This window comes from Inquilinus sp. CA228 (assembly GCF_052078665.1).
Lineage (GTDB): Bacteria > Pseudomonadota > Alphaproteobacteria > DSM-16000 > Inquilinaceae > Inquilinus.
This window is the reverse complement of sequence record NZ_JBQJIK010000048.1, coordinates 34,276-56,492: the sequence shown is the minus strand read 5'-3', so window position 1 is coordinate 56,492 and position 22,217 is coordinate 34,276. Positions and strand designations below refer to the sequence as shown.

The following is a 22,217-nucleotide window of genomic DNA, read 5'->3' as shown; positions in this document are numbered from 1 at the left end:
GAGGAAGATCATGGCCAAGCTGACGGAGATCGCGCCCGACCTGTATGCGGCGGCGCAGGTGGACCGCGCGGCGATCGCGGAGATCGCGGCCTCGGGCGCCCGCACCCTGATCAACAACCGGCCGGACGGCGAGGAGCCGGGCCAGCTGCCGGCCGAGCAGGCGCGGGCCGAGGCCGAGCGGCTGGGCCTGACCTATATCCACATCCCGGTCACCTCCTCCTCGATCGCGCCGGGCGATGTCGAGGCGATGCAGCAGGCCCTCGCGTCAGCGCCGAAGCCGGTGGTGATGCATTGCCGCAGCGGCACCCGCTCGACCCTGCTCTGGGCCGCGGGCGAGGTTCTGGCCGGGCGGGGCGACGCCGGCGCCCTAGTCGCCGAGGCGGCGGAGAAGGGCTTCCAGATCGCCTCCCTGCCCGACCTGGTGGCTCGGCTGCGCCAGGGTTGACCCGATGGCGGGCCGGCCGCCGGTCAAGGACCGCCCGGTCTCCTGGATCGACCTGATCGATCTCGGGCTCGACCCGGACGACAGCCGGCCGCTGTTCCAGCAGCTGCACCTGGCGCTGCGCGACCTGATCGCCCGCCGGGTGGTGCCGGCCGGCACGCGGCTGCCCGCCACCCGGATCCTGGCCGGCCGGCTCGGCGTGTCGCGCACCACCGTGGTCGCCGCCTATGACCAGCTGCAGGCCGAGGGCGTGGTCGCCGGCCGGGTCGGCGCCGGCACCTATGTCGCCGCCGGGATCGAGGCGGAGGACCAGCCGGCGGCGCCGGCCGAACGCCCCGGACCGGCTGCAGCGGCCCCCGCCTGGCGCGGCGAGTCCGTGCCCTTCGCCGCCGGCTTCTGCGGCATGCACCCGGCCACCGAGCGCGCCTGGGGCCGGCTGGTGCAATTGCATCTGCGCGGCATCGGCGTGCGCCAGCGCGGCTATGGCGACCCGATGGGGCACCGGCCGCTGCGCGAGGCCCTGGCCGAGTACCTCCGGGTGTCGCGCTCCGTCGCCTGCGACGCCGACCGCATCGCCATCGTCTCCGGCAGCCAGCAGGGGCTGGACCTGGTGCTGCGCGCCGTGGCGCAGGCCGGCGACCCCGCCTGGATCGAGGATCCGTGCTACCCGGCGGCGCTGGCCTGCCTGCGCCAGCACCGGCTGCGGATCGCCCCGGTGCCGGTCGACGATCAGGGGCTGGACGTTGCCGCCGGCATGGCGCTGGAGCCCGAGGCGCGGGTGCTCTACTGCACCCCGACGCACCACTACCCGCTCGGCGTGGCGATGAGCCTGCCGCGGCGGCTGGTGCTGCTCGACTGGGCGCGCGACGGGCGCTGGGTGATCGAGGACGACTACGACAGCGAGTTCCGCTTCTCCGGTCGGCCGCTCTCGGCGCTGCAGGGCTTGGACCGGCATGGCCGCGTCATCTATATCGGCACCCTCAGCAAGGTGCTGTTCCCGGGGCTGCGCGTCGGCTACGTGGTGCTGCCGCCGGAGCTGGTCGACCGCTTCGCCGTGATCCGCAACGCCGCCGACCGCTTCCCGTCGACCATCCTCGACGACGTCCTGGTCGACTTCATCAACGAAGGCCACTTCACCCGCCACATCCGCCGCATGCGCCAGGAATATGCCGAGCGGCGCGAGCGGCTGACCGCGGCGCTCGCGGCGGAGGCGGGCGACGACCTGACCGTCGCCCCGATCGACCGCGGCATGTATCTCGTCGCCGACCTGCGGCCGGGGCTGGACGATGTCGCGGTGGCCGAGGCGGCGCGTCGGCGCGGCCTGGTGGTCCGACCGCTGTCGCCGATGCACATCGCGGCGCCGCCGCGCCGGGCGCTGATCCTCGGCTTCACCGGCTTCCCGCCCCAGGCCCTCGACGCCGCCGCCCGGACGCTCGGGGCGGTGCTGCGCGGGTTTCGCTAGCGATTGGTCGGGCCGGCCGTTTGAAATTGGACCTTTCAAGTTGCCGGAAAACACGGCATCGAGAAGGCCAATGCCGTTCCGAGGATCGCCATGACCGAGATTCCGTCCGCCCGCGCCAAGCTGAAGCGCCTGGCCAAGCGTGGCGCCTATGACCGCGCCACGGTCCATGCCGTGCTCGACGCCAGCGTGGTCTGCCACATCGCCTATGTCCTCGACGGCCAGCCCTACTGCACCCCGACCGCCTATTGGCGCGAGGGCGACCGGCTGTACTGGCACGGCTCCTCGGTCAGCCGGATGCTGCAGGGGCAGGGCGTGGGCCTGCCGGTCTGCCTCACTGCCACCCATATCGACGGGCTGGTCCTCGCCCGCTCCGGCTTCAACTGCTCGATGAACTACCGCGCGGTGATGGTGTTCGGCACCGCTTCGAAGGTCGAGGACGAGGCGCACAAGCGCGAGGCGCTCGACGCCTATGTCGAGCGGCTGTTCCCCGGCCGGGTGGCGGAGATGCGGCGCCCGACGGTGAAGGAGGTGCGGGCCACCACGCTGATCGGGATGGAGATCGAGGAGGCCAGCGTGAAGATCCGCAGCGGCCCGCCGCATGACGACGAGGACGATCTGGCCGCCGGCATCTGGGCCGGGGTGATCCCGATCGCCGAGACCATCGGCGCGCTGCAGCCCTGCCCGCTGCTGCCGGCCGGCATCGCCCCGGGCGTGGCGACCGATCCCTATGCACGTGGCGCCCGCTTCGACGATATCCTGCGGGCCAATGTCCGGGGCGCCCTGGCCCCGGCCGAAGCCGGCGAGTGACGCGGAGACCGATGATGGCCGACCTCACCAACCCCCTGGGCCAGCCGATCGGCGCCCCCGTTCCCGGCTGGGAGAAGCGGCCGCTGCCGCCGCGCACGCCGATGGAGGGCCGAATTTGCCGGCTCGAGCCGCTCGACCCCGCCCGCCACGCCGAGGAGCTGTTCGAGGCGATGGGCCGCGACCAGGACGGCCGCAACTGGACCTATCTCGGCATCGGTCCGTTCGCCGAGTTCGGCGATTTCCGCGCCTGGCTGGACAAGATGGCGGCCGGCACCGACCCGCTGTTCCACACGGTGATCGACCGCGCCACCGGCCGGGCGGTCGGCGTCGCCTCCTATCTCCGCATCGACCCGGCGAACGGGGCGATCGAGGTCGGGCACATCCACTTCTCGCCGCTGCTGCAGCGCACGCCGATGGCGACCGAGGCGATGTTCCTGATGATGCGCCGGGTGTTCGACGAGCTCGGCTACCGCCGCTACGAATGGAAATGCGACAGCCTGAACGCGCCGTCGCGCGCCGCGGCCGCCCGCCTCGGCTTCCAGTATGAGGGGCTGTTCCGCCAGGCCGTGGTCTACAAGGGCCGCAACCGCGACACCGCTTGGTTCTCGATCATCGACAGCGATTGGCCGCGGCTGCGCGCCGCCTTCGAGCGCTGGCTGAGCCCTGCGAATTTCGACGCCGAGGGCCGGCAGAGGGAGAGCCTGTCGGCGCTGACCAGGCCGGCAGCCTGATCCTCCGTCACCAATCTGTCATGGGACGGCATGGGCCGCCTTGCGGTCCGGCCGCCGGCTCCCTATACCAACGCCGGCAGATGGCCGGATGGCCGCTCTGCCGGGTTTCGGCCCGGCGGGGAGGAAAGTCCGGGCTCCACGGAAACACGGTGCCGGGTAACGCCCGGCGGGGGCGACCCTAGGGACAGTGCCACAGAAAGCAAACCGCCCGGCTCCGGCCGGGTAAGGGTGAAAGGGTGCGGTAAGAGCGCACCGCGCGGCCGGCAACGGTCGCGGCACGGTAAACCCCACCGGGAGCAAGACCGAATAGGGGCGGGGCGACCCATGGGAAACCATGGGTCGACAGGCGTTTCCGCCTGCCGCCCGGGTTGGTCGCGCGAGGCGACGGGCGACCGTCGTCCCAGAGGAATGGCCATCCCCCGGCCCGCCGTCCGCAAGGATACGGGGCTGGGGACAGAACCCGGCTTACAGGCCATCTGCCGCCTTTTCCCAGCTTCACCGCCGAGCGGCCGGACAGCGTCCGGGCCGCATTCCCTTGTCTCAGAATGAGAACAAAAGAAAAACAATCCCAAGATCGGAGTCGAAAGAAGCACGCCAACTTCGGTTTTGTTCCGATGACAGTCGAGGAGTCCCGTCAAAGCGGCCAAAAAGCCACGGATCACAGAAAATCCATTGATTTCCCATGATTTGACCAGCCCGTCCCATTGCGTTCCACCCTTGCCCATGATATCCCATGAACTCCCATCGGATGGGGTCGATCGTCCACTTCCGGGGTGTGGGCGACGGGGGTGTTGAGGCGGCGGATGCGCCGCTGGGGGGATTGATGGCTCGGTTCACGGGCACCTACGTCAACAAGGTCGACAAGAAGGGGCGGGTCAGCGTGCCCGCTCCCTTCCGCACGACCTTGGAGGCGCTGGCGCCGGTGGTGAAGCCGGATGGGCCTGCGGCGAAGCCGGTGCTGATCGTGAACCTGAAGCCCACCCCCGACCGCCGGGCCCTGGACGGGGTGACCGAGGCCTACATGGACGAGGTCCAGCGCCGGCTCGACGCGATGGACTTGTACTCGCCGGAGCGCGAGGCCCTGGAAATCCGCGAATTCTCCGAGACCGAGCACCTGCAGATCGACTCGGACGGGCGGATCATCCTGCCGCGGCAGATGATGGAGCTGGCGGGCATCACCGAGAACGTCGCCTTCATGGGCATGGGCAGCCGCTTCCAGATCTGGGAGCCGGAGGCGCTGAAGGCGCATCAGCAGGCCCGGCTGGCGGCGTCGCGCGACATGACGCTGGCCCGTGCCGGCGCCAACGGAGGCGCGGCATGAGCGGCGCCCACATCCCGGTCCTGCTGAACGAGATCGTGGCGGCGGTGGCGCCGCGTGACGGCGACCTGATCGTCGACGGCACCTTCGGCCGCGGCGGCTATGCCCGCGGCCTGCTGGCGGCGGCCGACTGTCGGGTGGTCGGCATCGACCGCGACCCCGAGGCGGTGGCGGAGGGGCGCCGCCTGGAGGCCGAGCAGCCGGGCCGGTTCCGCATCGTCGAGGGCCGCTTCGGCGCCATGGATGCGCTGGTCGGCGAGCAGGCGGACGGGGTGGTGCTGGATCTCGGCGTGTCGTCGCCGCAGCTCGACGACCCGGCGCGCGGCTTCTCCTTCCGCGCCGACGGGCCGCTGGACATGCGCATGGGACGAGATGGGCAGAGCGCCGCCGACGTCGTCAACGCCATGGCCGAGGATGACCTGGCCAACGTGATCTACGATTTCGGCGAGGAGCGCCTGTCGCGCCGCGTCGCCCGCGCCATCGTCGCGGCCCGCAAGGAGGCGCGGATCGAGCGGACGCTGCAATTGGCCGAGATCGTGCGCCGGGTGGTGCCGCGGTCGAAGGACGGCATCGATCCGGCGACGCGCACCTTCCAGGCGCTGCGTCTGTGGGTGAATGAGGAATTGACGGAACTCGACCACGGCTTGAGCGGGGCCGAACGCCTGCTTCGGCCCGGGGGACGGCTCGCCGTGGTCACTTTCCACAGCCTGGAGGACCGCCGCGTCAAGCGCTTCCTGGCGGAGCGCAGCGGCGTCGGCGGCGGCGTGTCGCGCCATGTCGCGGCGCCCGTCGGCGGTGAGAGCCGGGCGCCGAGCTTCCGCCTGGCGGCCAAGCGGTCGGTCACGGCGGGCGAGACGGAGACCCGCAGCAACCCGCGCGCCCGGTCGGCGCGGCTGCGGGCGGCGATCCGGAGCGAGGCTCCCGCGTGGCCGCCAGTCGGTCATGGGGGCGGGGAGAGGGGGAGGGTGGCAGCATGATCCGCGTCGGAACGATGATCTGGCTCGGCCTCATCGGGGCGTCGAGCGCGTTCCTGTTCAAGACCAGCTACGAGGTGCAGTCGCTGGAAGGCGATCTGCGCGGCCTCAACCGGTCGATCCTGCGGGAACAGGATTCGATCCGGGTGATGCATGCCGAATGGGCGTTCCTGAACCAGCCGTCGCGCTTGCAGGCGCTGACGGACCAGTTTACGAAGCTGCGCCCGATCGCGCCGACGCAGATGGTCGCCAGCGCGGCGGACCTCCCGATGCCGCTGCCGTCGCTCGACGGCGAGCCGATGGCGCCGACGGCGTCGCTGGTCGCCCAGATCGATGCGCTGCCCAGCGTCGGGCCCGTGCCCCTGCCAGGCCACAGACCCGGCGAGGGCGGAATCCTCCTTGCCGCGGCCGCGCCGATGCCCGTCCAGATCCCAGCCGTTTCGCCCCAGGTCGCATCGCTCCCGGCCGCCGCCCCGGTGCAGATGGCCGTCGCCGAGGTCCGGCCGGCGCCGGCGGTGGCCCCGGCACCCGTTTCGGCCCCGCCCGTCGCAAGGGTCGCGACGGGCGACGTCCCGATCCGGCCGGTGGTGGCGCCGCGCCGGCCCGCCGCCGCATCGTTGGAGGCCGTGGCCCAGGCCCTGGCCCCGACCCGGGCCGCCGCGTCGGATGATCCGATCGGTGCCCTGCTCTCCGGCCTCGAGGCGCCACGGGGAATTCGATGACGGCTGACGCGCTGGATGGAACCCCGACCTCACCGCGGCAGACGGAGCCGGCCCTTCGGCCGGCTCAACGGCTTTCCGCGGCCATCGAGACGGGCCGCCAGCGCATCGTCATCAGCGCCCTTGTGTTCAGCGTCACCTTCGGCGCCATCGGCCTCAAGCTGGTCGACCTGATGGCCTTCGGCAGCGATGCCGACAGCGCCCTCGCCACCCATGCCCTGCCCGCCGCCGCGCCGGCCGCCGACCGGGCCGATCTGCGCGACCGTAACGGGCTGATCGTCGCCACCACGCTGCCCTCGGTGTCGCTCTATGCCGACCCGAAGCTGGTGCTGGACCCGATCGAGGCCTCGCTGCGCCTGGCCAAGGTGCTGCCCGATCTCGACCAGGCCAAGGTGCTGGCCGACCTGTCCTCGGACCGGCGCTTCGTCTGGCTGAGGCGCGGCCTGACCCCGGCCCAGCAATACGAGGTCAACCGCCTCGGCCTCCCCGGCCTGGCCTTCCAGAACGAGGAGCGCCGCTACTACCCAGCCGGCAACCTGACCTCGCATGTCGTCGGCTTCACCAACATCGACGCCCAGGGCATCGCCGGGCTGGAGAAGAGCCTCGACGACCGCCTGCAGAACGGCGAGTCGGTGGCGCTGTCGCTCGACCTGCGGCTGCAGGAGATGGTGCGCGACGAGCTGCAGGCAACGGTCGAGCAGTTCCACGCCCAGGGCGGCAACGCCCTGATCATGGACGTCAACACCGGCGAGGTCCTGGCGATGGTGTCGCTGCCGGACTTCAACCCGTACGAGCCGGGCGGCCCGTCCGAGGAGGCGATGTTCAACCGGAACACGCTCGGCGTGTACGAGCCCGGGTCGACGTTCAAGATCTTCAACACGGCGATGGCGCTGGAAAGCGGCACCTCGACCCTGACCAGCCTCTATGACGAGAGCCCGATCCATGTCGGGCGCTTCACCATCCACAATTTCCGCGGCGACCCCGAGTCGGGGATGCTCAGCGTCTACGAGATCTTCCGGCTGTCGCTCAACACCGGCTCGGTGCACATGGAGGAGGCCGCGGGCGTCGACCGGCAGAAGGAGTTCCTGACCCGGCTCGGCCTGACCAGGCCGGCCCCGATCGACCTGCCCGAGGTCGGCGCCCCGATGGTGCCGCATCCCTGGAGCAAGATCAGCGGCATGACCATCGCCTACGGCCACGGCATGGCGGTGTCGCCGCTGTCGCTGGTCACCGCGGTCAGCGCCATCGTCAACGGCGGCATCCTGCATTCGCCGACCCTGTTCAAGCGCGACCCGTCGCAGCCGGTGCCGGGCAAGCGCGTGATCTCGGCCGATCTGTCGCGGACGATGCGGATGCTGATGCGCGCCGTGGTCACCGGCGGCACCGCGACCAAGGCCGAGGTGCCCGGCTACTTCGTCGGCGGCAAGACCGGCACCGCCGACAAGGCGGCGCGCGGCGGCTACAACCGCCGGGCCCGGGTGACCGACTTCGTCGGCGTGTTTCCGATCTACGATCCGAAATACGTCGTCATGACCATGCTGGACGACCCGCAGCCGATCAAGGGCACCTACGGCTTCGCCAGCGCCGGCTGGAACTCGGCGCCGCTGGGCGGCCGGATCATCGCCCGGATGGGGCCGATGCTGGGGGTCGAGCCGGCGAACCCGAAGGACCCGGCGATCCTGCAGATGCTGGCGCCGCCGGCCAACGCGGTGGTCGCCAATGTCTCGGCCGGCAACGAGGACTGAGCGATGGCCATCGCCTCCGACCTCCCCCTCGCGCATCTCGGCCCCCGGGCCATCCAGGCCGAGGCCGGCCGCCCGGGCCGCGCCCTGTCCGCGGCGATCGAGACCGGCCGGCAGCGCGTGGTCGTCACCGCGCTGGTCTTCGGCATGGCCTTCGCCGGCATCGGGCTGGGTCTGGTCCGGCTGATGGCGTTCGCCGAAACCGGGGAGGGCGCGCCGGTCGCCATGGTCGGCCCCGCCGGCGACCGGGCCGATCTGCGCGACCGCAACGGGCTGATCCTGGCCACCACGCTGCCTTCGGTGTCGCTCTATGCCGACCCGAAGCTGGTGCTGGACCCGATCGAGGCCTCGCTGCGGCTGAGCAAGGTGCTGCCGGATCTGAATGCCGACAAGGTGCTGGCCGACCTGTCGTCGGACCGGCGCTTCGTCTGGCTGAAGCGCGGCCTGACCCCGGCCCAGCAATATGAGATCAACCGCCTCGGCATCCCGGGCCTGGCCTTCCAGAACGAGGAGCGCCGCTACTATCCCTCCGGGGGGCTGACGTCGCATGTCGTCGGCTTCACCAACATCGACGCTCAGGGCATCTCCGGGCTGGAGAAGAGCCTCGACGAGCGCCTGCAGAACGGCGAGTCGGTGGTGCTGTCGCTCGACCTGCGGCTGCAGGAGATGGTGCGGAACGAACTGCAGTCGACGATCGCCAAGTTCAGGGCGACCGCCGGTAACGTCGTCATCATGGACGTCAAGACCGGCGAGATCCTGTCGATGGTCTCGCTGCCAGACTTCAACCCCTACGAGCCGACCGCCGCGTCCGAGGACGCCCTGTTCAACCGGAACACGCTCGGCGTGTACGAGATGGGCTCCACCTTCAAGATCTTTAACACCGCGCTGGCGCTGGAAAGCGGCACTTCGACCCTGCAGACCACCTACGACCAGAGCCCGATCCGGGTCGGCCGCTTCACCATCCGCAATTTCCGGGCCGAGCCGCAATCCGGGCGGTGGAGCGTCTACGAGATCTTCCGGCAGTCGATGAACACCGGCTCGGTGCACATGTTCGAGGCGGCGGGACTCCAGCGGCAGAAGGAGTTCATGGCCCGGCTCGGCTTGACCAAGCCCTCGCCGCTCGAGCTGCCGGAGGTCGGAGCGCCGATGGTGCCGCAGCCCTGGAGCCAGGTCAGCGGCATGACCATCGCCTATGGTCACGGCATTGCGGTCACCCCGGTCCAGCTCGTCAGCGCGGTCGCCGCCGTGGTCAATGGTGGCACCCTCCATCCGCCGACGCTGTTCAGGCGCGACCCGTCCCAGCCGGTGCCGGGAAAACGGGTGCTGTCGCCGGAACTGTCCCGAACGATGCGGGCGCTGATGCGCGTCGTGACCGTCAGCGGCACCGCGACCAAGTCGGACGTGCCCGGCTATTTCGTCGGCGCCAAGACCGGCTCGGCCAACAAGGCGGTGCGCGGCGGCTACAACCGCAAGGCCGGCGTGACCGACTTCGTCGGCATCTTCCCGGCCTATGATCCGAAATACATCGTCATGACCATGCTGGAGGATGCCCAGGCGATCGAAGGCACTTACGGCTACAACACCGCAGGCTGGAACGCGGCGCCGCTGGGCGGCCGGATCATCGCCCGCATGGGGCCGATGATGGGGGTCGAGCCGAAGGATCCGAACGACCCGGCGATCCTGCGGGAACTGGCGGTGGAGCCGGCCGGCCGTGCCGCCCCGCAGGTCGCGGTGGCCGCGGAGGAGGAAGAGGGATGAGCGGCGGCACCTCGATCCTGCCCGCCGGGCTGAAGGGGCTGACCGCTGATTCCCGCGCGGTCCGGCCCGGCTTCCTGTTCGCGGCGCTGCCGGGCGCGCGCGCCGATGGCCGCGCCTTCATCGCCGACGCCCTGACCGCCGGCGCCGCCGCGATCCTGGCGCCGGAGGGCACGGTGCTGCCGCCGGGCGCCACGGCGGCGCTGATCACCGCCGCCAATCCGCGGCGCCGCCTGGCGCTGATGGCGGCGGAGTTCTACGGCCGGCAGCCGGCCACCATCGCCGCCGTCACCGGCACCAGCGGCAAGACCTCGACCGTCAACTTCGCCCGCCAGCTCTGGACCCTGCTGGGCCACCAGGCCGCCAGCCTGGGCACGCTCGGGGTGATGGCGCCGGGGCGCGAGCGCTACGGCTCGCTGACCACGCCGGACCCGGTGGCGCTGCATGCCGAGCTGGCCGACCTGGCCGCGGCCGGGGTGACCAAGCTGGCGCTGGAAGCATCGTCGCACGGGCTCGACCAGTTCCGGCTCGACGGGGTGCGGGTGACGCTGGCGGCCTTCACCAACTTCACCCAGGACCATCTCGACTACCACGCCACCATGGCGGAGTACCTGGCGGCCAAGGCGCGGCTGTTCGACCAGGTGCTGCAGCCCGGCGGCACCGCCGTGATCAATGCCGACGTGCCGGAGGCGGCAGGCCTCGTCGCCCGCACCCGCGCCGCCGGGCGCACCGCGCTGACCCTGGGCCGCGAGGGCCGAGAGTTCCGGCTGGACCTGGCCGAGCCGCTGCCGCATGGCATCGACCTGCGCTTCACCGCCGGCGGCCGGTCCTATCGGGCGGAGCTGCCGCTGGTCGGCGGCTTCCAGGCCTACAACGTGCTGACCGCCCTGGCGCTGGTGACGGCCGACGGCGCCGATCTCGACGCCGCCGCCGGGCTGCTGGAGCAGCTCAAGGGCATCCCGGGCCGGGTCGAGCTCGTGGCCAGCCATCCGAACGGCGCCCCGGTCTATGTCGACTACTCGCACAAGCCGGGGGCGCTGGAGACGGTGCTGGCCGCCCTGCGCCCGCACACCAGCGGCGCCCTGGTCGTGGTGTTCGGCTGCGGCGGCGATCGCGACCGCGCCAAGCGCCCGCTGATGGGCGAGATCGCGGCGCGCCTGGCCGACCGCGTGATCGTCACCGACGACAACCCGCGCAGCGAGAATCCGGCCGAGATCCGCCGCCAGGTGCTGGCCGGCTGCCCCGGCGCCGCCGAGATCGGCGACCGGGCCGAGGCGATCCGCGCCGCGGTGGAGGGGCTTGGCCCCGGTGATGTCCTGGTCGTGGCCGGAAAAGGCCATGAGACCGGCCAGATTATCGGCGATGACGTGCGACCGTTCGACGATGCGGAGCAGGCGCGCGCAGCCGTGACCGAAGTGAAGAGCGACCCGCGATGGAGACGAACGCCATGACCAACCCTGCGCTCTGGCCGGCCGCGGAGGCGGCCGCCGCAACCAATGGCATGCAGGTCGGCGAGTGGTCGGCGGCCGGCGTCTCGATCGACAGCCGCTCGGTCGTGGCGGGCGACCTGTTCGTGGCGCTGCGCGGGCCGAACTTCGACGGCCACGACTACGTCAAGGACGCCCTGGCCAAGGGCGCCGCGGCGGTCATGGTCGACCGAGTGCCGCAGGGCGTGCCGCATGACGCGCCGCTGCTGGTGGTCGAGGACACCCTGGACGGGCTGACCGACCTGGCGCGCTTCGCCCGCATGCGCAGCGAGGCGCGGGTCGTCGGGGTCACCGGCTCGGTCGGCAAGACCAGCACCAAGGAGGCGCTGAAGCTGGCCCTGTCGGCCACCGCGCCGGCCTATGCCTCGCAGGGCAACCTGAACAACCAGTGGGGCGCGCCGCTCAGCCTGTCGCGGATGCCGGAGCAGGTCGCCTATGGCGTGTTCGAGCTCGGCATGAACCATGCCGGCGAGATCGCGCCGCTGTCGCGCCTGGTCGAGCCGGATGTCGCCATCATCACCAATGTCGAGGCGGTGCACGCCGCCCATTTCGACTCGGTCGACGGCATCGCCGACGCCAAGGCGGAGATCTTCCGCGGCATGGGGCCGGAAAGCACGGCGATCCTGAACCGCGACAACCCGTTCTTCCCGCGGCTGGTGGCCCATGCCCGGACCCAGGGCGTCGGCCGGATCTGGAGCTTCGGCGAGCATGCCGAGGCCGATGCCCGGCTGGTCGACTGCTCGCTGCACACCGCGGCCAGCGCGGTCAACGCCGTGATCCTGGGCGAGCCGCTGCGCTACACCCTGTCGGCCCCGGGCAAGCACTGGGTGCTGAACAGCCTGTCGGTGCTGCTGGCGGCCAAGGCGATGGGCGCCAACATCGCCGGCGCCGCCCGGGCCATGGGCCGGATCACGCCGCTGCGCGGCCGCGGCGCCCGCGTCACCATCGAGCTGCAGCGCGGCGGCCAGGCCGGCAAGCTGGTGCTGATCGACGAGAGCTACAACGCCAGCCCGGTCTCGGTCGCCGCCAGCCTGGCCGTGCTGGGCGGGGTCGACAGCGGCCCGGACGGGCGCCGCATCGCCGTGCTCGGCGACATGCTGGAGCTCGGGCCCGACGCGCCGGCCCTGCACGCGGGCCTGAAGCAGCACGTGCTGGCCAACGACATCGACCTCGTCTTCACCTGCGGCTCGGACATGAAGCAGCTGCACGATGCCCTGCCGGAAGGCCGGCGCGGCGCCCACGCGGCCGACAGCGCCGCCCTGGCGCCGGTGCTGGCCGAGGCGGTGCGCCCGGGCGACTGCGTCATGGTCAAGGGCTCGCTCGGCAGCCGCATGGCCGTGCTCGTCGAGGCGCTGGAACATCTGCATGTGGCGCGCGAAAGCCGGGCCCCCCAGGCCTCGCCCAAGCGCGTCGCCAACGGCCTCTGACCCACGGCCTCTGAAAGGAACGGTCCCGGTGCTTCCGGCCCTCTTCGCCCCGCTCGCCGACCAGGCGCTGATCTTCAACCTGTTCCGGTACCTGACCTTCCGGACCGGGGCCGCGGTGATGACGGCGCTCGTCATCGCCTTCGTCATCGGCCCGGCGATGATCCGGTGGCTGAAGTCGCGGCAGGGGGCCGGGCAGCCGATCCGCGAGGACGGGCCGGAGGGCCATTTCAAGAAGCGCGGCACGCCGACCATGGGCGGGCTGATGATCCTGATCGCGATCGTGGTCTCGACCCTGCTCTGGGCCGATCTGCGCAACGCCTTCGTCTGGATCACCCTGCTGGTCACGGTCGGCTTCGGCCTGGTCGGCTTCGGCGACGACTACCTGAAGCTGACCAAGCGCAACCCCAAGGGCCTGTCCGGCAGGCTGAAGCTGGTGGTGCAGGCGGCGATCGCGCTGGTCGCGGTGTTCTGGTACCTGCAGGTGACGCCGGAGGTTCGCGAGACCGCGGTCGCGATCCCGTTCCTCAAGGATGTCATGGTCGAGCTCGGCATCCTGTTCTTCCCCTTCGCCATGCTGGTCATGGTCGGCGCCTCGAACGCGGTCAACCTGACCGACGGGCTCGACGGCCTCGCCACCATGCCGGTGATCATCGCCGCCACCTGCTTCGGCCTGATCGCCTACCTCGCCGGCAATGCGGTGTTCGCCGGATATCTGCAGATCCATCATGCCCCGGGCGCCGGCGAGCTGGCGGTGTTCTGCGGCGCCCTGATCGGCGGGGCGCTGGGGTTCCTCTGGTTCAACGCGCCCCCGGCCATGGTGTTCATGGGCGACACCGGGTCGCTGTCGATGGGCGGCGCGCTCGGCGCCATCGCCATGATCACCAAGCACGAGCTGGTGCTGGCGATCATCGGCGGCCTGTTCGTGCTCGAGGCGGTGTCGGTGATCGTCCAGGTCGCCAGCTTCAAGCTGACCGGCAAGCGGGTGTTCCGCATGGCGCCGCTGCACCACCACTACGAGAAGAAGGGCTGGGCCGAACCGACCATCGTGATCCGGTTCTGGATCATCGCCGTGATCCTGGCCCTGATCGGCCTCTCCAGCCTGAAGCTGCGGTGATCGGATGATCGACCTCTCGCATCTCCAGGGCCGCAGCGTCGCCGTCCTCGGCCTCGGCAAGTCGGGCACCGCCGCGATCCGGGCGCTGAAGGCGGCCGGCGTGACGGTGGCCGCCTGGGACGACAAGGTCGCCGGCCGCTCCTTCGCCGAGCGCGAGGGTGTGCTGGTGCGCGACTTCGCCGCCGAAGGCATGGCCGGCATCGATCTGGTGATGCTCAGCCCCGGCATCCCGCGCACCCATCCGCAGCCGCATCCGGCGGTGGCCCGGGCGCTGGAGGCCGGCAGCCGCCTGGTCGGCGACATCGACCTGCTGGCCGAGGCGCTGCCCGAGGCGGGCTTCCTCGGCGTCACCGGCACCAACGGCAAGTCGACCACCACGGCGCTGCTGCAGCACGTGTTCGAGGCGGCCGGCATCGACTCCGAGGCCGGCGGCAATCTCGGCCCCGCCGCGCTCGGCCTCAGGCCCGTCGGGCCCGGCGGCTGGTACGTGCTGGAGGTCTCGTCCTACCAGCTCGAGACCATCACCGAGGTGCCGTGGTCGATCGGCGTCTTCATCAACATCACCCCCGACCATCTCGACCGCTATCCGGACATGGTCGGCTACGTCGCCGCCAAGACCCGGCTGCTCGACGGCATCCGTCCGGGCGGCACCGCGGTGATCGGGGTCGACGACGACTATTCCCGCGCGGTGTTCGCGAAGACCAGGGCGCGGCCGGAGATCCGGGCGATCCCGATCTCGGCCGAGCGCGCGGTCGAAGGCGGCGTCTTCGTCCGCGACTTCGTGCTGCACGACGCCACCGAAGGGCAGGCCCGTCCGGTGCTCGACCTGCGCCAGGCGCCGGCCCTGCCGGGCGCCCATAACGGCCAGAACGCCGCCTGCGTCTGGGCTGCTGCGCGCGCCGCCGGCGTGTCCGCCGAGATTCTGGCCGCGGCGATCCGCACCTTCCCGGGCCTGGCCCACCGCCAGCAGCTGGTCGGCACCATCGCCGGCATCCGCTTCGTCAACGACAGCAAGGGCACCAACCCGGACGCGGCGGCCAAGGCGCTCGGCTCCTACGACACGATCTACTGGATCGCCGGCGGCCGGCCCAAGGAGGGCGGGCTGGAGGCGGTCGACCCCTACCTGCCGCGGGTGGCCCAAGCCTTCCTGATCGGCGAGGGCACGCCCAAATTCGCCGCCCATCTCGAGGGCCGGGTGCCGTATCAGCGCTCGACCGACCTCGACGCCGCCGTCGAGGCCGCCTATCGCGCCGCCGCGGCCGACGGCGCCACCGGTGCCGTGGTGCTGCTGTCGCCGGCCTGCGCCTCCTTCGACCAGTTCGCCAATTTCGAGGCGCGCGGCGAGGCCTTCGCCGCCTCGGTCAAGGGGCTGCAGGTCCGGGTGGAGAGGGGGGAGCTCTAGATGGTGACCCTGGATCGCGCCGACAGCTCGGTCATCGGCCGCTGGTGGTGGACCGTCGACCGCTGGATGCTGCTGCTGCTCGGCATCATCATGGGCATCGGCTCGATCCTGATCCTGGCCGCCAGCCCGGCCGTGGCCCAACGCATCAATCTCGGCGAGTTCTACTTCATCGAACGCCATCTGATGATGCTGCTGCCGGCCATCGTGCTGACCTTCATGGTCTCGCTGATGAGCCCGTCGGCGATCCGGCGCACCGCGGCGATCGTGTTGCTCGTGTCCGTGCTCGGCGTCTTCGCCACGCTGTTCGTCGGGGTCGAGATCAAGGGCGCGACCCGTTGGATCCAGCTGCCCGGCCTGTCGCTGCAGCCCTCGGAATTCGTCAAGCCGGCCTTCGCCGTGGCCGCCGCCTGGCTGTTCGCGCAGCAGAAGACCCGGCCGGGCTTCCCCGGCTACATCGCCTCGACCGTGCTCTACGCCCTGATCGCCTTCCTGCTGCTCTCTCAGCCGGATCTCGGCATGACCGTGGTGGTCACCGCGGTCTGGTTCATCCAGTTCTTCATCGCCGGGCTGCCGATGTTCCTGGTGGTCGGGCTGATCGCCATGGGCACCGGCGGCCTGGTCGGCTCCTACTTCCTGTTCGAGCATGTGCGCAGCCGCATCGACCGCTTCCTCGACCCCTCGACCGGCGACAACTACCAGGTCGACCGGGCGCTCGAGGCCTTCACCAATGGCGGGCTGTTCGGCACCGGCCCGGGCGAGGGCTCGGTCAAGCTGTACCTGCCGGACGCCCATGCCGATTTCATCTTCGCCGTTGGCGGCGAGGAGTTCGGCCTGTTCTTCTGCTTGGCTCTGGTGGCGCTGTTCGCCTTCATCGTCGTCCGCGGCCTGTCGCGGGTGATGAACGAGACCAACCTGTTCATCATGCTGGCGGTGGTCGGGCTGGTCACCCAGTTCGGGCTGCAGGCGGCGATCAACATGGCCTCGACCCTGCACCTGATTCCGACCAAGGGCATGACGCTGCCCTTCGTCTCCTATGGCGGCTCGTCCCTGATCGCGCTCGGCTACGGCATGGGCATGGTGCTGGCCCTGACCCGGCGGCATGCCGGAAGCGGGGGCATGCGGTGAGTGGTGCTCGTCCCATCCTGCTCGCCGCGGGCGGCACCGGCGGCCATGTCTTCCCGGCGGAGGCGCTGGCCCGGACGCTGATCGCCCGCGGCCATGCCGTGCGCCTGGCGACCGACCCCCGCGGCCGCGCCTTCGGCGACCGGCTGCCCGAGGTGCCGGTCGACGCCGTCCGCTCCGCCACCGTGGCGCCGGGGCTGCTCGGCAAGCTCAAGACCGCGACCCTGCTCGGCCTCGGCTATCTCGACGCAAGCGGCGTGCTGCGCCGCCACCGGCCGGCTGCCGTGGTCGGCTTCGGCGGCTACCCCTCGGCCCCGACCGTGCTGGCCGCTTCGCGCGCCGGCATCCCGGTGCTGCTGCACGAGCAGAACGCGCTGCTCGGCCGGGTCAACCGCTGGCTGGCCGGCCGCGCCGCGACCATCGCCACCGGCTTCCCGCTGCAGGCGGCGGCAGGCCAGGAGAACCGTCGAGTCGAGGTCACCGGAAACCCGGTCCGCCCGGCGATCGCGGCCAAGTCCGGCGCGCCTTATCCGGCCCCGGCGGAGGACGGCAGGCTGACCCTGCTGGTTCTCGGCGGCAGCCAGGGCGCGCGGGTGTTCAGCGAACTGATCCCGGCCGCGGTGGCGCTGCTGCCGGAGGCGCTGCGGACCCGGCTGTCGATCGTGCAGCAGTGCCGGCCCGAGGACATCGAGGCCTGCCGTGGCCGCTACGCCGCGATCGGCGCCGACGCCACGCTGTCGACCTTCTTCGACGACGTGCCGGAGCGGCTGGTCGCGGCCCAGCTGGTGATCTGCCGGTCCGGCGCCTCGACCGCCGCCGAGCTTGCGACGATCGGCCGCCCCGCCATCCTGGTGCCCTATCCCTTCGCCATGGACGACCACCAGACCGCCAATGCCAGGGCCATCTCGGCCTCGGGCGGGGGGTGGCTGATGCCGCAGTCGGAGCTCACTCCGGAAGTGCTGGCATCGCGTCTCGAACACCTGTACACCCGCCCCTCCGTTCTGGTGGAGGCTGCCGGCGCCGCGCGCGCCGCAGCCCATCCGGATGCCGCCGACCGACTCGCCGACCTCGTCCTCGCCCTTGCCGGGCAGGAGGCGGGCGCTCGCGCGTCGGCCGCAACTGGAGCGTAAGTTAGGAGTACCGCCGATGAGGCAGATGCCGCTCGACATTGGGATGATCCACTTCGTGGGGATCGGCGGCATCGGCATGAGCGGGATCGCCGAGATCCTGCACAATCTCGGCTATTCGGTGCAGGGCACCGACGTGGCCGAGGGCGCCAATGTCCTGCGCCTGCGCAAGGCCGGCATCGACGTCAAGATCGGCCATGCCGCGGCCCATCTCGGCGACGCCGCGGTGGTCGTGGTCTCATCGGCGGTGAAGAGCGACAATCCCGAGGTCAAGGCCGCCCGCGCCGCTTCGATCCCGGTGGTGCGCCGGGCCGAGATGCTGGCCGAGCTGATGCGGCTGAAATGGTCGATCGCGATCGGCGGCACCCACGGCAAGACCACCACCACCAGCCTGGTGGCGGCGATGATCGACGGCGCCGGCATGGACCCGACCGTGATCAATGGCGGCATCATCAACGCCTACGGCACCAACGCCCGGCTCGGCCAGGGCGACTGGATGGTGGTGGAGGCCGATGAGAGCGACGGCACCTTCACCCGGCTGCCGGCGACCATCGTCGTGGTCACCAACATCGACCCCGAGCATCTCGACTTCTACGGCGATTTCGACTCGGTCAAGGCGGCGTTCGAGCAGTTCGTCACCAACACGCCGTTCTACGGCTTCGCCGTCCTCTGCATCGACCATCCGGAGGTGCAGGCGCTGATCTCGCGGGTCACCGACCGGCGCATCGTCACCTACGGATTCAGCCCGCAGGCCGACGTCCGCGCGATCGATTTTTCGATCGAAACGCGCGGCTCGCGCTTCACCGCCGTGCTCCAGGATCGGCAGTCCGGAAAAAGCCGTCTGATACGCGATATTGTGTTGCCAATGCTCGGGCAACACAATATCCAGAATGCATTGGCCGCAATCGCCGTGGCCCATGAGATGGGAATGGACGACGGGCAGATCATCGAAACGCTTGCGCGCTTCGCCGGGGTCAAGCGCCGGTTCACCAAGACTGGCGAGTCGGGCGGTGTGACGGTGATCGACGATTACGGCCACCATCCGGTGGAGATTGCGGCGGTGCTCAAGGCGGCCCGGGCCGCGACCCAGAAGCACAAGGTGATCGCCGTGGTGCAGCCGCACCGCTACAGCCGGCTGGCCAGCCTGTTCCAGGAATTCTGCACCTGCTTCAACGACGCCGACATCGTCGTGGTCGCGGATGTCTATGCCGCCGGCGAGGCGCCGGTCGAAGGCGCCACCCGCTCGGCCCTGGTCGAGGGGCTGCGCGACAGCGGCCACCGCCGGGTGATCCCGCTGCCGGGGCCGGAGGCGCTGGCCCAGCTCGCCTACGACCTGGCCGAGCCGGGCGATTTCGTGGTCTGCCTCGGCGCCGGCAACATCACCGCCTGGGCCAACGCCCTGCCCACCGAGCTCGACGCACTGCGCGCCAAGCGGACCGCGGGGGCCGCTCGATGAAATCCGTTGCAGTCCTCTACGGCGGCTGGTCGGCGGAGCGCGAGGTCAGCCTCGTCTCCGGCAAGGCCGTCGCCGTGGCGCTGCGGGGGCGCGGCCATCGGGTCGAGCTGATCGATGTCGGCCGCGACCTCGACGCGCTGCTGCGCGCCCTGCGGCCGGCGCCCGACGTGGTGTTCAACGCGCTGCACGGCAAGGGCGGCGAGGACGGCACCATCCAGGGTGTGCTCGACATGCTGGGCCTGCCCTACACCCATTCCGGCGTGCGGCCCTCGGCGATCGCCATGTCCAAGCCGGCGACCAAGCAGGTGGTCGGTGCCGTCGGCATCCGCACCGCCCGCGGCGTGGTCGCGCCGCCGGAGCAGGTGGCCGAGCGCCATCTGATGGAGCCGCCCTATGTGGTCAAGCCGGCGGCCGAGGGCTCCAGCGTCGGCGTCCGCATCGTCCGCGCCAACGACAATGCGCCGCCGATCGACCTCGCCGGCTGGGGCTACGGCGACGCGCTGGTCGAGGAATACGTGCCGGGCCGCGAGCTGACGGTCGGCGTGATGGGCGACCGCGCCCTGACCGTGACCGAGATCGCGCACACCCACGCCTTCTTCGACTACGACGCGAAATACACCGAGGGCCACGCCGTCCACACTTTGCCGGCGCAGGTGCCGGACGCGGTCTTCGCCGAGGCCATGCGCCTGGCGCTGCTGGCGCACCGGACGCTCGGCTGCCGCGGCATCAGCCGCACCGATTTCCGCTGGGACGACACCCGGCCGGGCAGCGAAGGTCTCTACTTCCTCGAGATCAACACCCAGCCGGGCTTCACCCCGATCTCGCTGGTGCCGGAGCAGGCCAAGCATGTCGGCGTCGACTTCGCTGATCTGTGCGAATGGCTGCTGGAGGACGCCGCATGCGGTCGCTGAGCGCCGAGCCCGACGCCGCGCGCCGGCGCGGCAGCGGCGGCACCTCGGTACGCCGCAAGCCGATGGCCCGGCGCCAGGCGGCGGCGCTGCGCCTGGGTGGCATGGCGCTGGGCGGCATCGCCGTGTTCGGCCTGCTGGCCGCGTTGTGGACCAGCGGTACGCTGACCGCGGCCGGGCGCGGCATCCATGGCGCGGTGATGGGCCTGACCGTGGCGGCCGGCTTCTCGGTGCAGGAGGTTCTGGTCGAGGGCCGGCGGTCGGTCGATGGCGGCGCCATCATGGCGGCGCTCGGCGTCGGCCGCGGCGACCCGATCTTCGACCTCGATCCGGGCGCGGCGCAGGCGGCGCTGCTGGACATCCCCTGGATCCGGTCGGCCAGCGTCGAGCGCCGGCTGCCGGACACGGTGTTCGTCCGGATCGAGGAGCGGATGCCGCTGGCGCTGTGGCAGAACAACCAGAGCTTCAGCCTGATCGACCGCGAGGGCCATGTCCTGCCGGTGCCGTCGGTGGCCGATTATCCGGACCTGCCGATGGTGGTCGGCGGCGATGCGGCCGCGACCGCGGCGGTGCTGATCGACGCGCTGTCGAAGACGCCGGACATCGCCCGCCGGATCCGCTCGGCCATGCGGGTCGGCGGCCGGCGCTGGGACCTGGTGCTCGACAACCACGTCACCGTGAGGCTGCCGGACGGCGACGTCGCCCCGGCGCTGGCCCGGCTGGACGAGGCGCAGCGCAAGGAGTCGGTGCTGGACCGCGACATCGTGGCGGTCGATCTGCGCCTGGGCGACCGCATGGTCATCCAGCTCACCCCCGCGGCGGCGGCGCAGCGGGCGCCGACCAAGGACAAGTCGTGATGGGCGGCGCGGATGGCTCTCATGGGATTTAACGCGATGCGCCGCCCCCGCACCCGCGCCAGGGGCTCGATCGTCGCCGCGGTCGATCTCGGCACGACCAAGGTCGTGTGCTTCATCGCCCGCGTGGTCGACGAGGGCAAGGCCCAGGTCATCGGCATCGGCCACCAGGCCAGCCGCGGTGTCCGCGCCGGTTCGATCGTCGAACTCGACGCGGCGGAGAAGACCATCGCCCTGGCGGTGCAGGCGGCCGAGCAGATGGCCGGCGAGACCGTCAACGAGGTGATCGTCAACCTTTCCGGCGGCCATCCGGCGTCGCAGAGCCTGTCGCTCCAGGTGCCGGTCGGCGGCCGCGAGGTCACCGACAACGACCTGCGCCGCGCCGCCCGCGCCTTCAACGGCAGCATCGCCACCGACGCCGAGGTGATCCACGCCGTGCCGATCAGCTACGGCCTCGACGAGGTCCGCGGCGTGCGCGACCCGCGCGGCATGGTCGGCGAGTCCCTGAGCATCGACCTGCACCTGATCACCGCCAACACCGGCGCGGTGCGCAACCTGACCAGCTGTGTCAACCGGGCCCATCTCGAGGTCGAGAGCGTCATCCTCTCGCCCTACGCCTCGGGCCTGGCCTGCCTGGTGCCGGACGAGCGCGAGCTGGGCTGCACCGTGATCGACATGGGCGGCGGCACCACCTCGCTGGCGGTGTTCATCGAGGGCCGGCTGGTGTTCGCCGACTGCCTGCCGGTCGGCGGCGCCCATGTCACCAACGACATCGCCCGCGGCCTGACCACCCCGGTCGTCCACGCCGAGCGAATGAAGACCCTGTACGGCTCGGCCCTGCCCTCGGTCGCCGACGACCGCGAGGTGATCGACGTGCCGCAGGTCGGCGAGGAAGAGGACAGCCAGCCGACCCATGTGCCGAAGAGCCTGCTGACCGGGATCATCCAGCCCCGGATGGAGGAGATCTTCGAGATGGTGCGCTCGCGGCTCGAGGCCAGCGGCTTCGACAAGGCCTTCGGCCGCCGCGTGGTGCTGACCGGCGGCGGCTCGCAGCTGCAGGGCGCGCGCGAGCTGGCGCAATTGGTGCTGGACAAGCAGGTCCGCATGGGCCGCCCGCTGGGCCTCGACGGCCTGGCCGAGGCGACCGCGGGGCCGAGCTTTTCGACGGCGACGGGCCTCCTGGCCTACGCCATTTCGGGGCCTGCCGACCTGGTCGGCTCGGGCCCGGGGTTGGAGGAGACCGGCGCCGCGGGCGGCGGCTTCCTCAGCCGGATCGGAGGGTGGTTCCGTGACAACCTCTGAGCAGAGACCAATAAACCCGGCACGCCCGCCCATCCGGGGCGATGCCGGGAGCACGGATCGGACGGATG

19 protein-coding genes and 1 other RNA gene are annotated in these 22,217 nt (G+C 71.2%); all 20 read left to right on the top strand.

All coding sequences use genetic code 11. From position 1 onward, the window contains the following. Nucleotides 1-10 precede the first annotated feature (10 nt). Nucleotides 11-445 carry a TIGR01244 family sulfur transferase gene (locus ACTOWL_RS23165; protein WP_441323638.1) on the top strand — a complete coding sequence of 145 codons (435 nt, stop codon included), beginning with the start codon at nucleotides 11-13 and terminating at the stop codon, nucleotides 443-445. Between the two features lie 4 nt (nucleotides 446-449). Continuing rightward, entirely contained in the window at nucleotides 450-1,904 is a 1,455-nt protein-coding gene (gene pdxR / locus ACTOWL_RS23160; RefSeq protein ID WP_441323637.1) for a MocR-like pyridoxine biosynthesis transcription factor PdxR, read from the top strand. A 90-nt stretch (nucleotides 1,905-1,994) separates the two neighbouring features. Then, the gene (locus ACTOWL_RS23155; protein WP_441323636.1) at nucleotides 1,995-2,711 is read left to right on the top strand and encodes a pyridoxamine 5'-phosphate oxidase family protein; all 717 of its coding nucleotides are present in this window, start codon (nucleotides 1,995-1,997) and stop codon (nucleotides 2,709-2,711) included. Nucleotides 2,712-2,725: 14 nt separating this feature from the next. After that, nucleotides 2,726-3,442 (top strand): GNAT family N-acetyltransferase, encoded by a 717-nt coding sequence (locus tag ACTOWL_RS23150; protein ID WP_441323635.1) that lies wholly within the window; start codon nucleotides 2,726-2,728, stop codon nucleotides 3,440-3,442. 76 nt (nucleotides 3,443-3,518) lie between these two features. Beyond that, an RNA gene (rnpB, locus tag ACTOWL_RS23145) (RNase P RNA component class A) lies at nucleotides 3,519-3,926 on the top strand. Nucleotides 3,927-4,265: 339 nt separating this feature from the next. Then, on the top strand, nucleotides 4,266-4,763 hold the full coding sequence (locus ACTOWL_RS23140; RefSeq protein ID WP_441323634.1) for a division/cell wall cluster transcriptional repressor MraZ: 498 nt from the start codon (nucleotides 4,266-4,268) through the stop codon (nucleotides 4,761-4,763). Continuing rightward, nucleotides 4,760-5,737, top strand: a complete 978-nt coding sequence (gene rsmH / locus ACTOWL_RS23135; RefSeq protein ID WP_441323633.1) for a 16S rRNA (cytosine(1402)-N(4))-methyltransferase RsmH — start codon at nucleotides 4,760-4,762, stop codon at nucleotides 5,735-5,737. Before ACTOWL_RS23140 ends, rsmH begins: the two co-directional genes overlap by 4 nt. Next, nucleotides 5,734-6,456 carry a cell division protein FtsL gene (ftsL, locus tag ACTOWL_RS23130; protein WP_441323632.1) on the top strand — a complete coding sequence of 241 codons (723 nt, stop codon included), beginning with the start codon at nucleotides 5,734-5,736 and terminating at the stop codon, nucleotides 6,454-6,456. The genes rsmH and ftsL overlap by 4 nt, the downstream gene beginning before the upstream one ends. After that, entirely contained in the window at nucleotides 6,453-8,198 is a 1,746-nt protein-coding gene (locus ACTOWL_RS23125) for a peptidoglycan D,D-transpeptidase FtsI family protein (protein WP_441323631.1), read from the top strand. Before ftsL ends, ACTOWL_RS23125 begins: the two co-directional genes overlap by 4 nt. Nucleotides 8,199-8,201: 3 nt before the next feature. After that, a complete protein-coding gene (locus tag ACTOWL_RS23120) occupies nucleotides 8,202-9,953 on the top strand; it encodes a peptidoglycan D,D-transpeptidase FtsI family protein (protein WP_441323630.1) in 1,752 nt (583 codons plus the stop codon). Further along, nucleotides 9,950-11,401 carry a UDP-N-acetylmuramoyl-L-alanyl-D-glutamate--2,6-diaminopimelate ligase gene (locus ACTOWL_RS23115; RefSeq protein WP_441323629.1) on the top strand — a complete coding sequence of 484 codons (1,452 nt, stop codon included), beginning with the start codon at nucleotides 9,950-9,952 and terminating at the stop codon, nucleotides 11,399-11,401. The genes ACTOWL_RS23120 and ACTOWL_RS23115 overlap by 4 nt, the downstream gene beginning before the upstream one ends. Continuing rightward, complete coding sequence (locus tag ACTOWL_RS23110; RefSeq protein ID WP_441323628.1) at nucleotides 11,398-12,864, top strand: UDP-N-acetylmuramoylalanyl-D-glutamyl-2,6-diaminopimelate--D-alanyl-D-alanine ligase; 1,467 nt, start codon at nucleotides 11,398-11,400, stop codon at nucleotides 12,862-12,864. The genes ACTOWL_RS23115 and ACTOWL_RS23110 overlap by 4 nt, the downstream gene beginning before the upstream one ends. Before the next feature lie 28 nt (nucleotides 12,865-12,892). Continuing rightward, nucleotides 12,893-13,978 carry a phospho-N-acetylmuramoyl-pentapeptide-transferase gene (gene mraY, locus ACTOWL_RS23105; RefSeq protein ID WP_441323627.1) on the top strand — a complete coding sequence of 362 codons (1,086 nt, stop codon included), beginning with the start codon at nucleotides 12,893-12,895 and terminating at the stop codon, nucleotides 13,976-13,978. Between the two features lie 4 nt (nucleotides 13,979-13,982). Then, on the top strand, nucleotides 13,983-15,380 hold the full coding sequence (gene murD / locus ACTOWL_RS23100) for a UDP-N-acetylmuramoyl-L-alanine--D-glutamate ligase (RefSeq protein ID WP_441323626.1): 1,398 nt from the start codon (nucleotides 13,983-13,985) through the stop codon (nucleotides 15,378-15,380). Then, the gene (locus tag ACTOWL_RS23095) at nucleotides 15,381-16,505 is read left to right on the top strand and encodes an FtsW/RodA/SpoVE family cell cycle protein (RefSeq protein ID WP_441323625.1); all 1,125 of its coding nucleotides are present in this window, start codon (nucleotides 15,381-15,383) and stop codon (nucleotides 16,503-16,505) included. Beyond that, entirely contained in the window at nucleotides 16,502-17,632 is a 1,131-nt protein-coding gene (murG, locus tag ACTOWL_RS23090; protein ID WP_441323624.1) for an undecaprenyldiphospho-muramoylpentapeptide beta-N-acetylglucosaminyltransferase, read from the top strand. The genes ACTOWL_RS23095 and murG overlap by 4 nt, the downstream gene beginning before the upstream one ends. A gap of 16 nt (nucleotides 17,633-17,648) precedes the next feature. Continuing rightward, entirely contained in the window at nucleotides 17,649-19,085 is a 1,437-nt protein-coding gene (gene murC / locus ACTOWL_RS23085; protein WP_441323623.1) for a UDP-N-acetylmuramate--L-alanine ligase, read from the top strand. Beyond that, nucleotides 19,082-19,996, top strand: coding sequence for a D-alanine--D-alanine ligase (locus ACTOWL_RS23080; RefSeq protein WP_441323622.1), 915 nt, complete (start codon nucleotides 19,082-19,084; stop codon nucleotides 19,994-19,996). Before murC ends, ACTOWL_RS23080 begins: the two co-directional genes overlap by 4 nt. Beyond that, a complete protein-coding gene (locus ACTOWL_RS23075) occupies nucleotides 19,984-20,850 on the top strand; it encodes a cell division protein FtsQ/DivIB (RefSeq protein WP_441323621.1) in 867 nt (288 codons plus the stop codon). Before ACTOWL_RS23080 ends, ACTOWL_RS23075 begins: the two co-directional genes overlap by 13 nt. A 36-nt stretch (nucleotides 20,851-20,886) precedes the next feature. Beyond that, nucleotides 20,887-22,149, top strand: coding sequence for a cell division protein FtsA (ftsA, locus tag ACTOWL_RS23070; protein ID WP_441323620.1), 1,263 nt, complete (start codon nucleotides 20,887-20,889; stop codon nucleotides 22,147-22,149). Nucleotides 22,150-22,217 lie beyond the last annotated feature (68 nt).

What these genes read in the sequence shown, in the direction of transcription:
- ACTOWL_RS23165 (WP_441323638.1), top strand. Translation starts at nt 11, where the DNA reads ATGGCCAAGCTGACGGAGATCGCGCCCGACCTGTATGCGGCGGCGCAG.
- pdxR (WP_441323637.1), top strand. Translation starts at nt 450, where the DNA reads ATGGCGGGCCGGCCGCCGGTCAAGGACCGCCCGGTCTCCTGGATCGAC.
- ACTOWL_RS23155 (WP_441323636.1), top strand. Translation starts at nt 1,995, where the DNA reads ATGACCGAGATTCCGTCCGCCCGCGCCAAGCTGAAGCGCCTGGCCAAG.
- ACTOWL_RS23150 (WP_441323635.1), top strand. Translation starts at nt 2,726, where the DNA reads ATGGCCGACCTCACCAACCCCCTGGGCCAGCCGATCGGCGCCCCCGTT.
- ACTOWL_RS23140 (WP_441323634.1), top strand. Translation starts at nt 4,266, where the DNA reads ATGGCTCGGTTCACGGGCACCTACGTCAACAAGGTCGACAAGAAGGGG.
- rsmH (WP_441323633.1), top strand. Translation starts at nt 4,760, where the DNA reads ATGAGCGGCGCCCACATCCCGGTCCTGCTGAACGAGATCGTGGCGGCG.
- ftsL (WP_441323632.1), top strand. Translation starts at nt 5,734, where the DNA reads ATGATCCGCGTCGGAACGATGATCTGGCTCGGCCTCATCGGGGCGTCG.
- ACTOWL_RS23125 (WP_441323631.1), top strand. Translation starts at nt 6,453, where the DNA reads ATGACGGCTGACGCGCTGGATGGAACCCCGACCTCACCGCGGCAGACG.
- ACTOWL_RS23120 (WP_441323630.1), top strand. Translation starts at nt 8,202, where the DNA reads ATGGCCATCGCCTCCGACCTCCCCCTCGCGCATCTCGGCCCCCGGGCC.
- ACTOWL_RS23115 (WP_441323629.1), top strand. Translation starts at nt 9,950, where the DNA reads ATGAGCGGCGGCACCTCGATCCTGCCCGCCGGGCTGAAGGGGCTGACC.
- ACTOWL_RS23110 (WP_441323628.1), top strand. Translation starts at nt 11,398, where the DNA reads ATGACCAACCCTGCGCTCTGGCCGGCCGCGGAGGCGGCCGCCGCAACC.
- murD (WP_441323626.1), top strand. Translation starts at nt 13,983, where the DNA reads ATGATCGACCTCTCGCATCTCCAGGGCCGCAGCGTCGCCGTCCTCGGC.
- ACTOWL_RS23095 (WP_441323625.1), top strand. Translation starts at nt 15,381, where the DNA reads ATGGTGACCCTGGATCGCGCCGACAGCTCGGTCATCGGCCGCTGGTGG.
- murC (WP_441323623.1), top strand. Translation starts at nt 17,649, where the DNA reads ATGAGGCAGATGCCGCTCGACATTGGGATGATCCACTTCGTGGGGATC.
- ACTOWL_RS23080 (WP_441323622.1), top strand. Translation starts at nt 19,082, where the DNA reads ATGAAATCCGTTGCAGTCCTCTACGGCGGCTGGTCGGCGGAGCGCGAG.
- ACTOWL_RS23075 (WP_441323621.1), top strand. Translation starts at nt 19,984, where the DNA reads ATGCGGTCGCTGAGCGCCGAGCCCGACGCCGCGCGCCGGCGCGGCAGC.
- ftsA (WP_441323620.1), top strand. Translation starts at nt 20,887, where the DNA reads ATGCGCCGCCCCCGCACCCGCGCCAGGGGCTCGATCGTCGCCGCGGTC.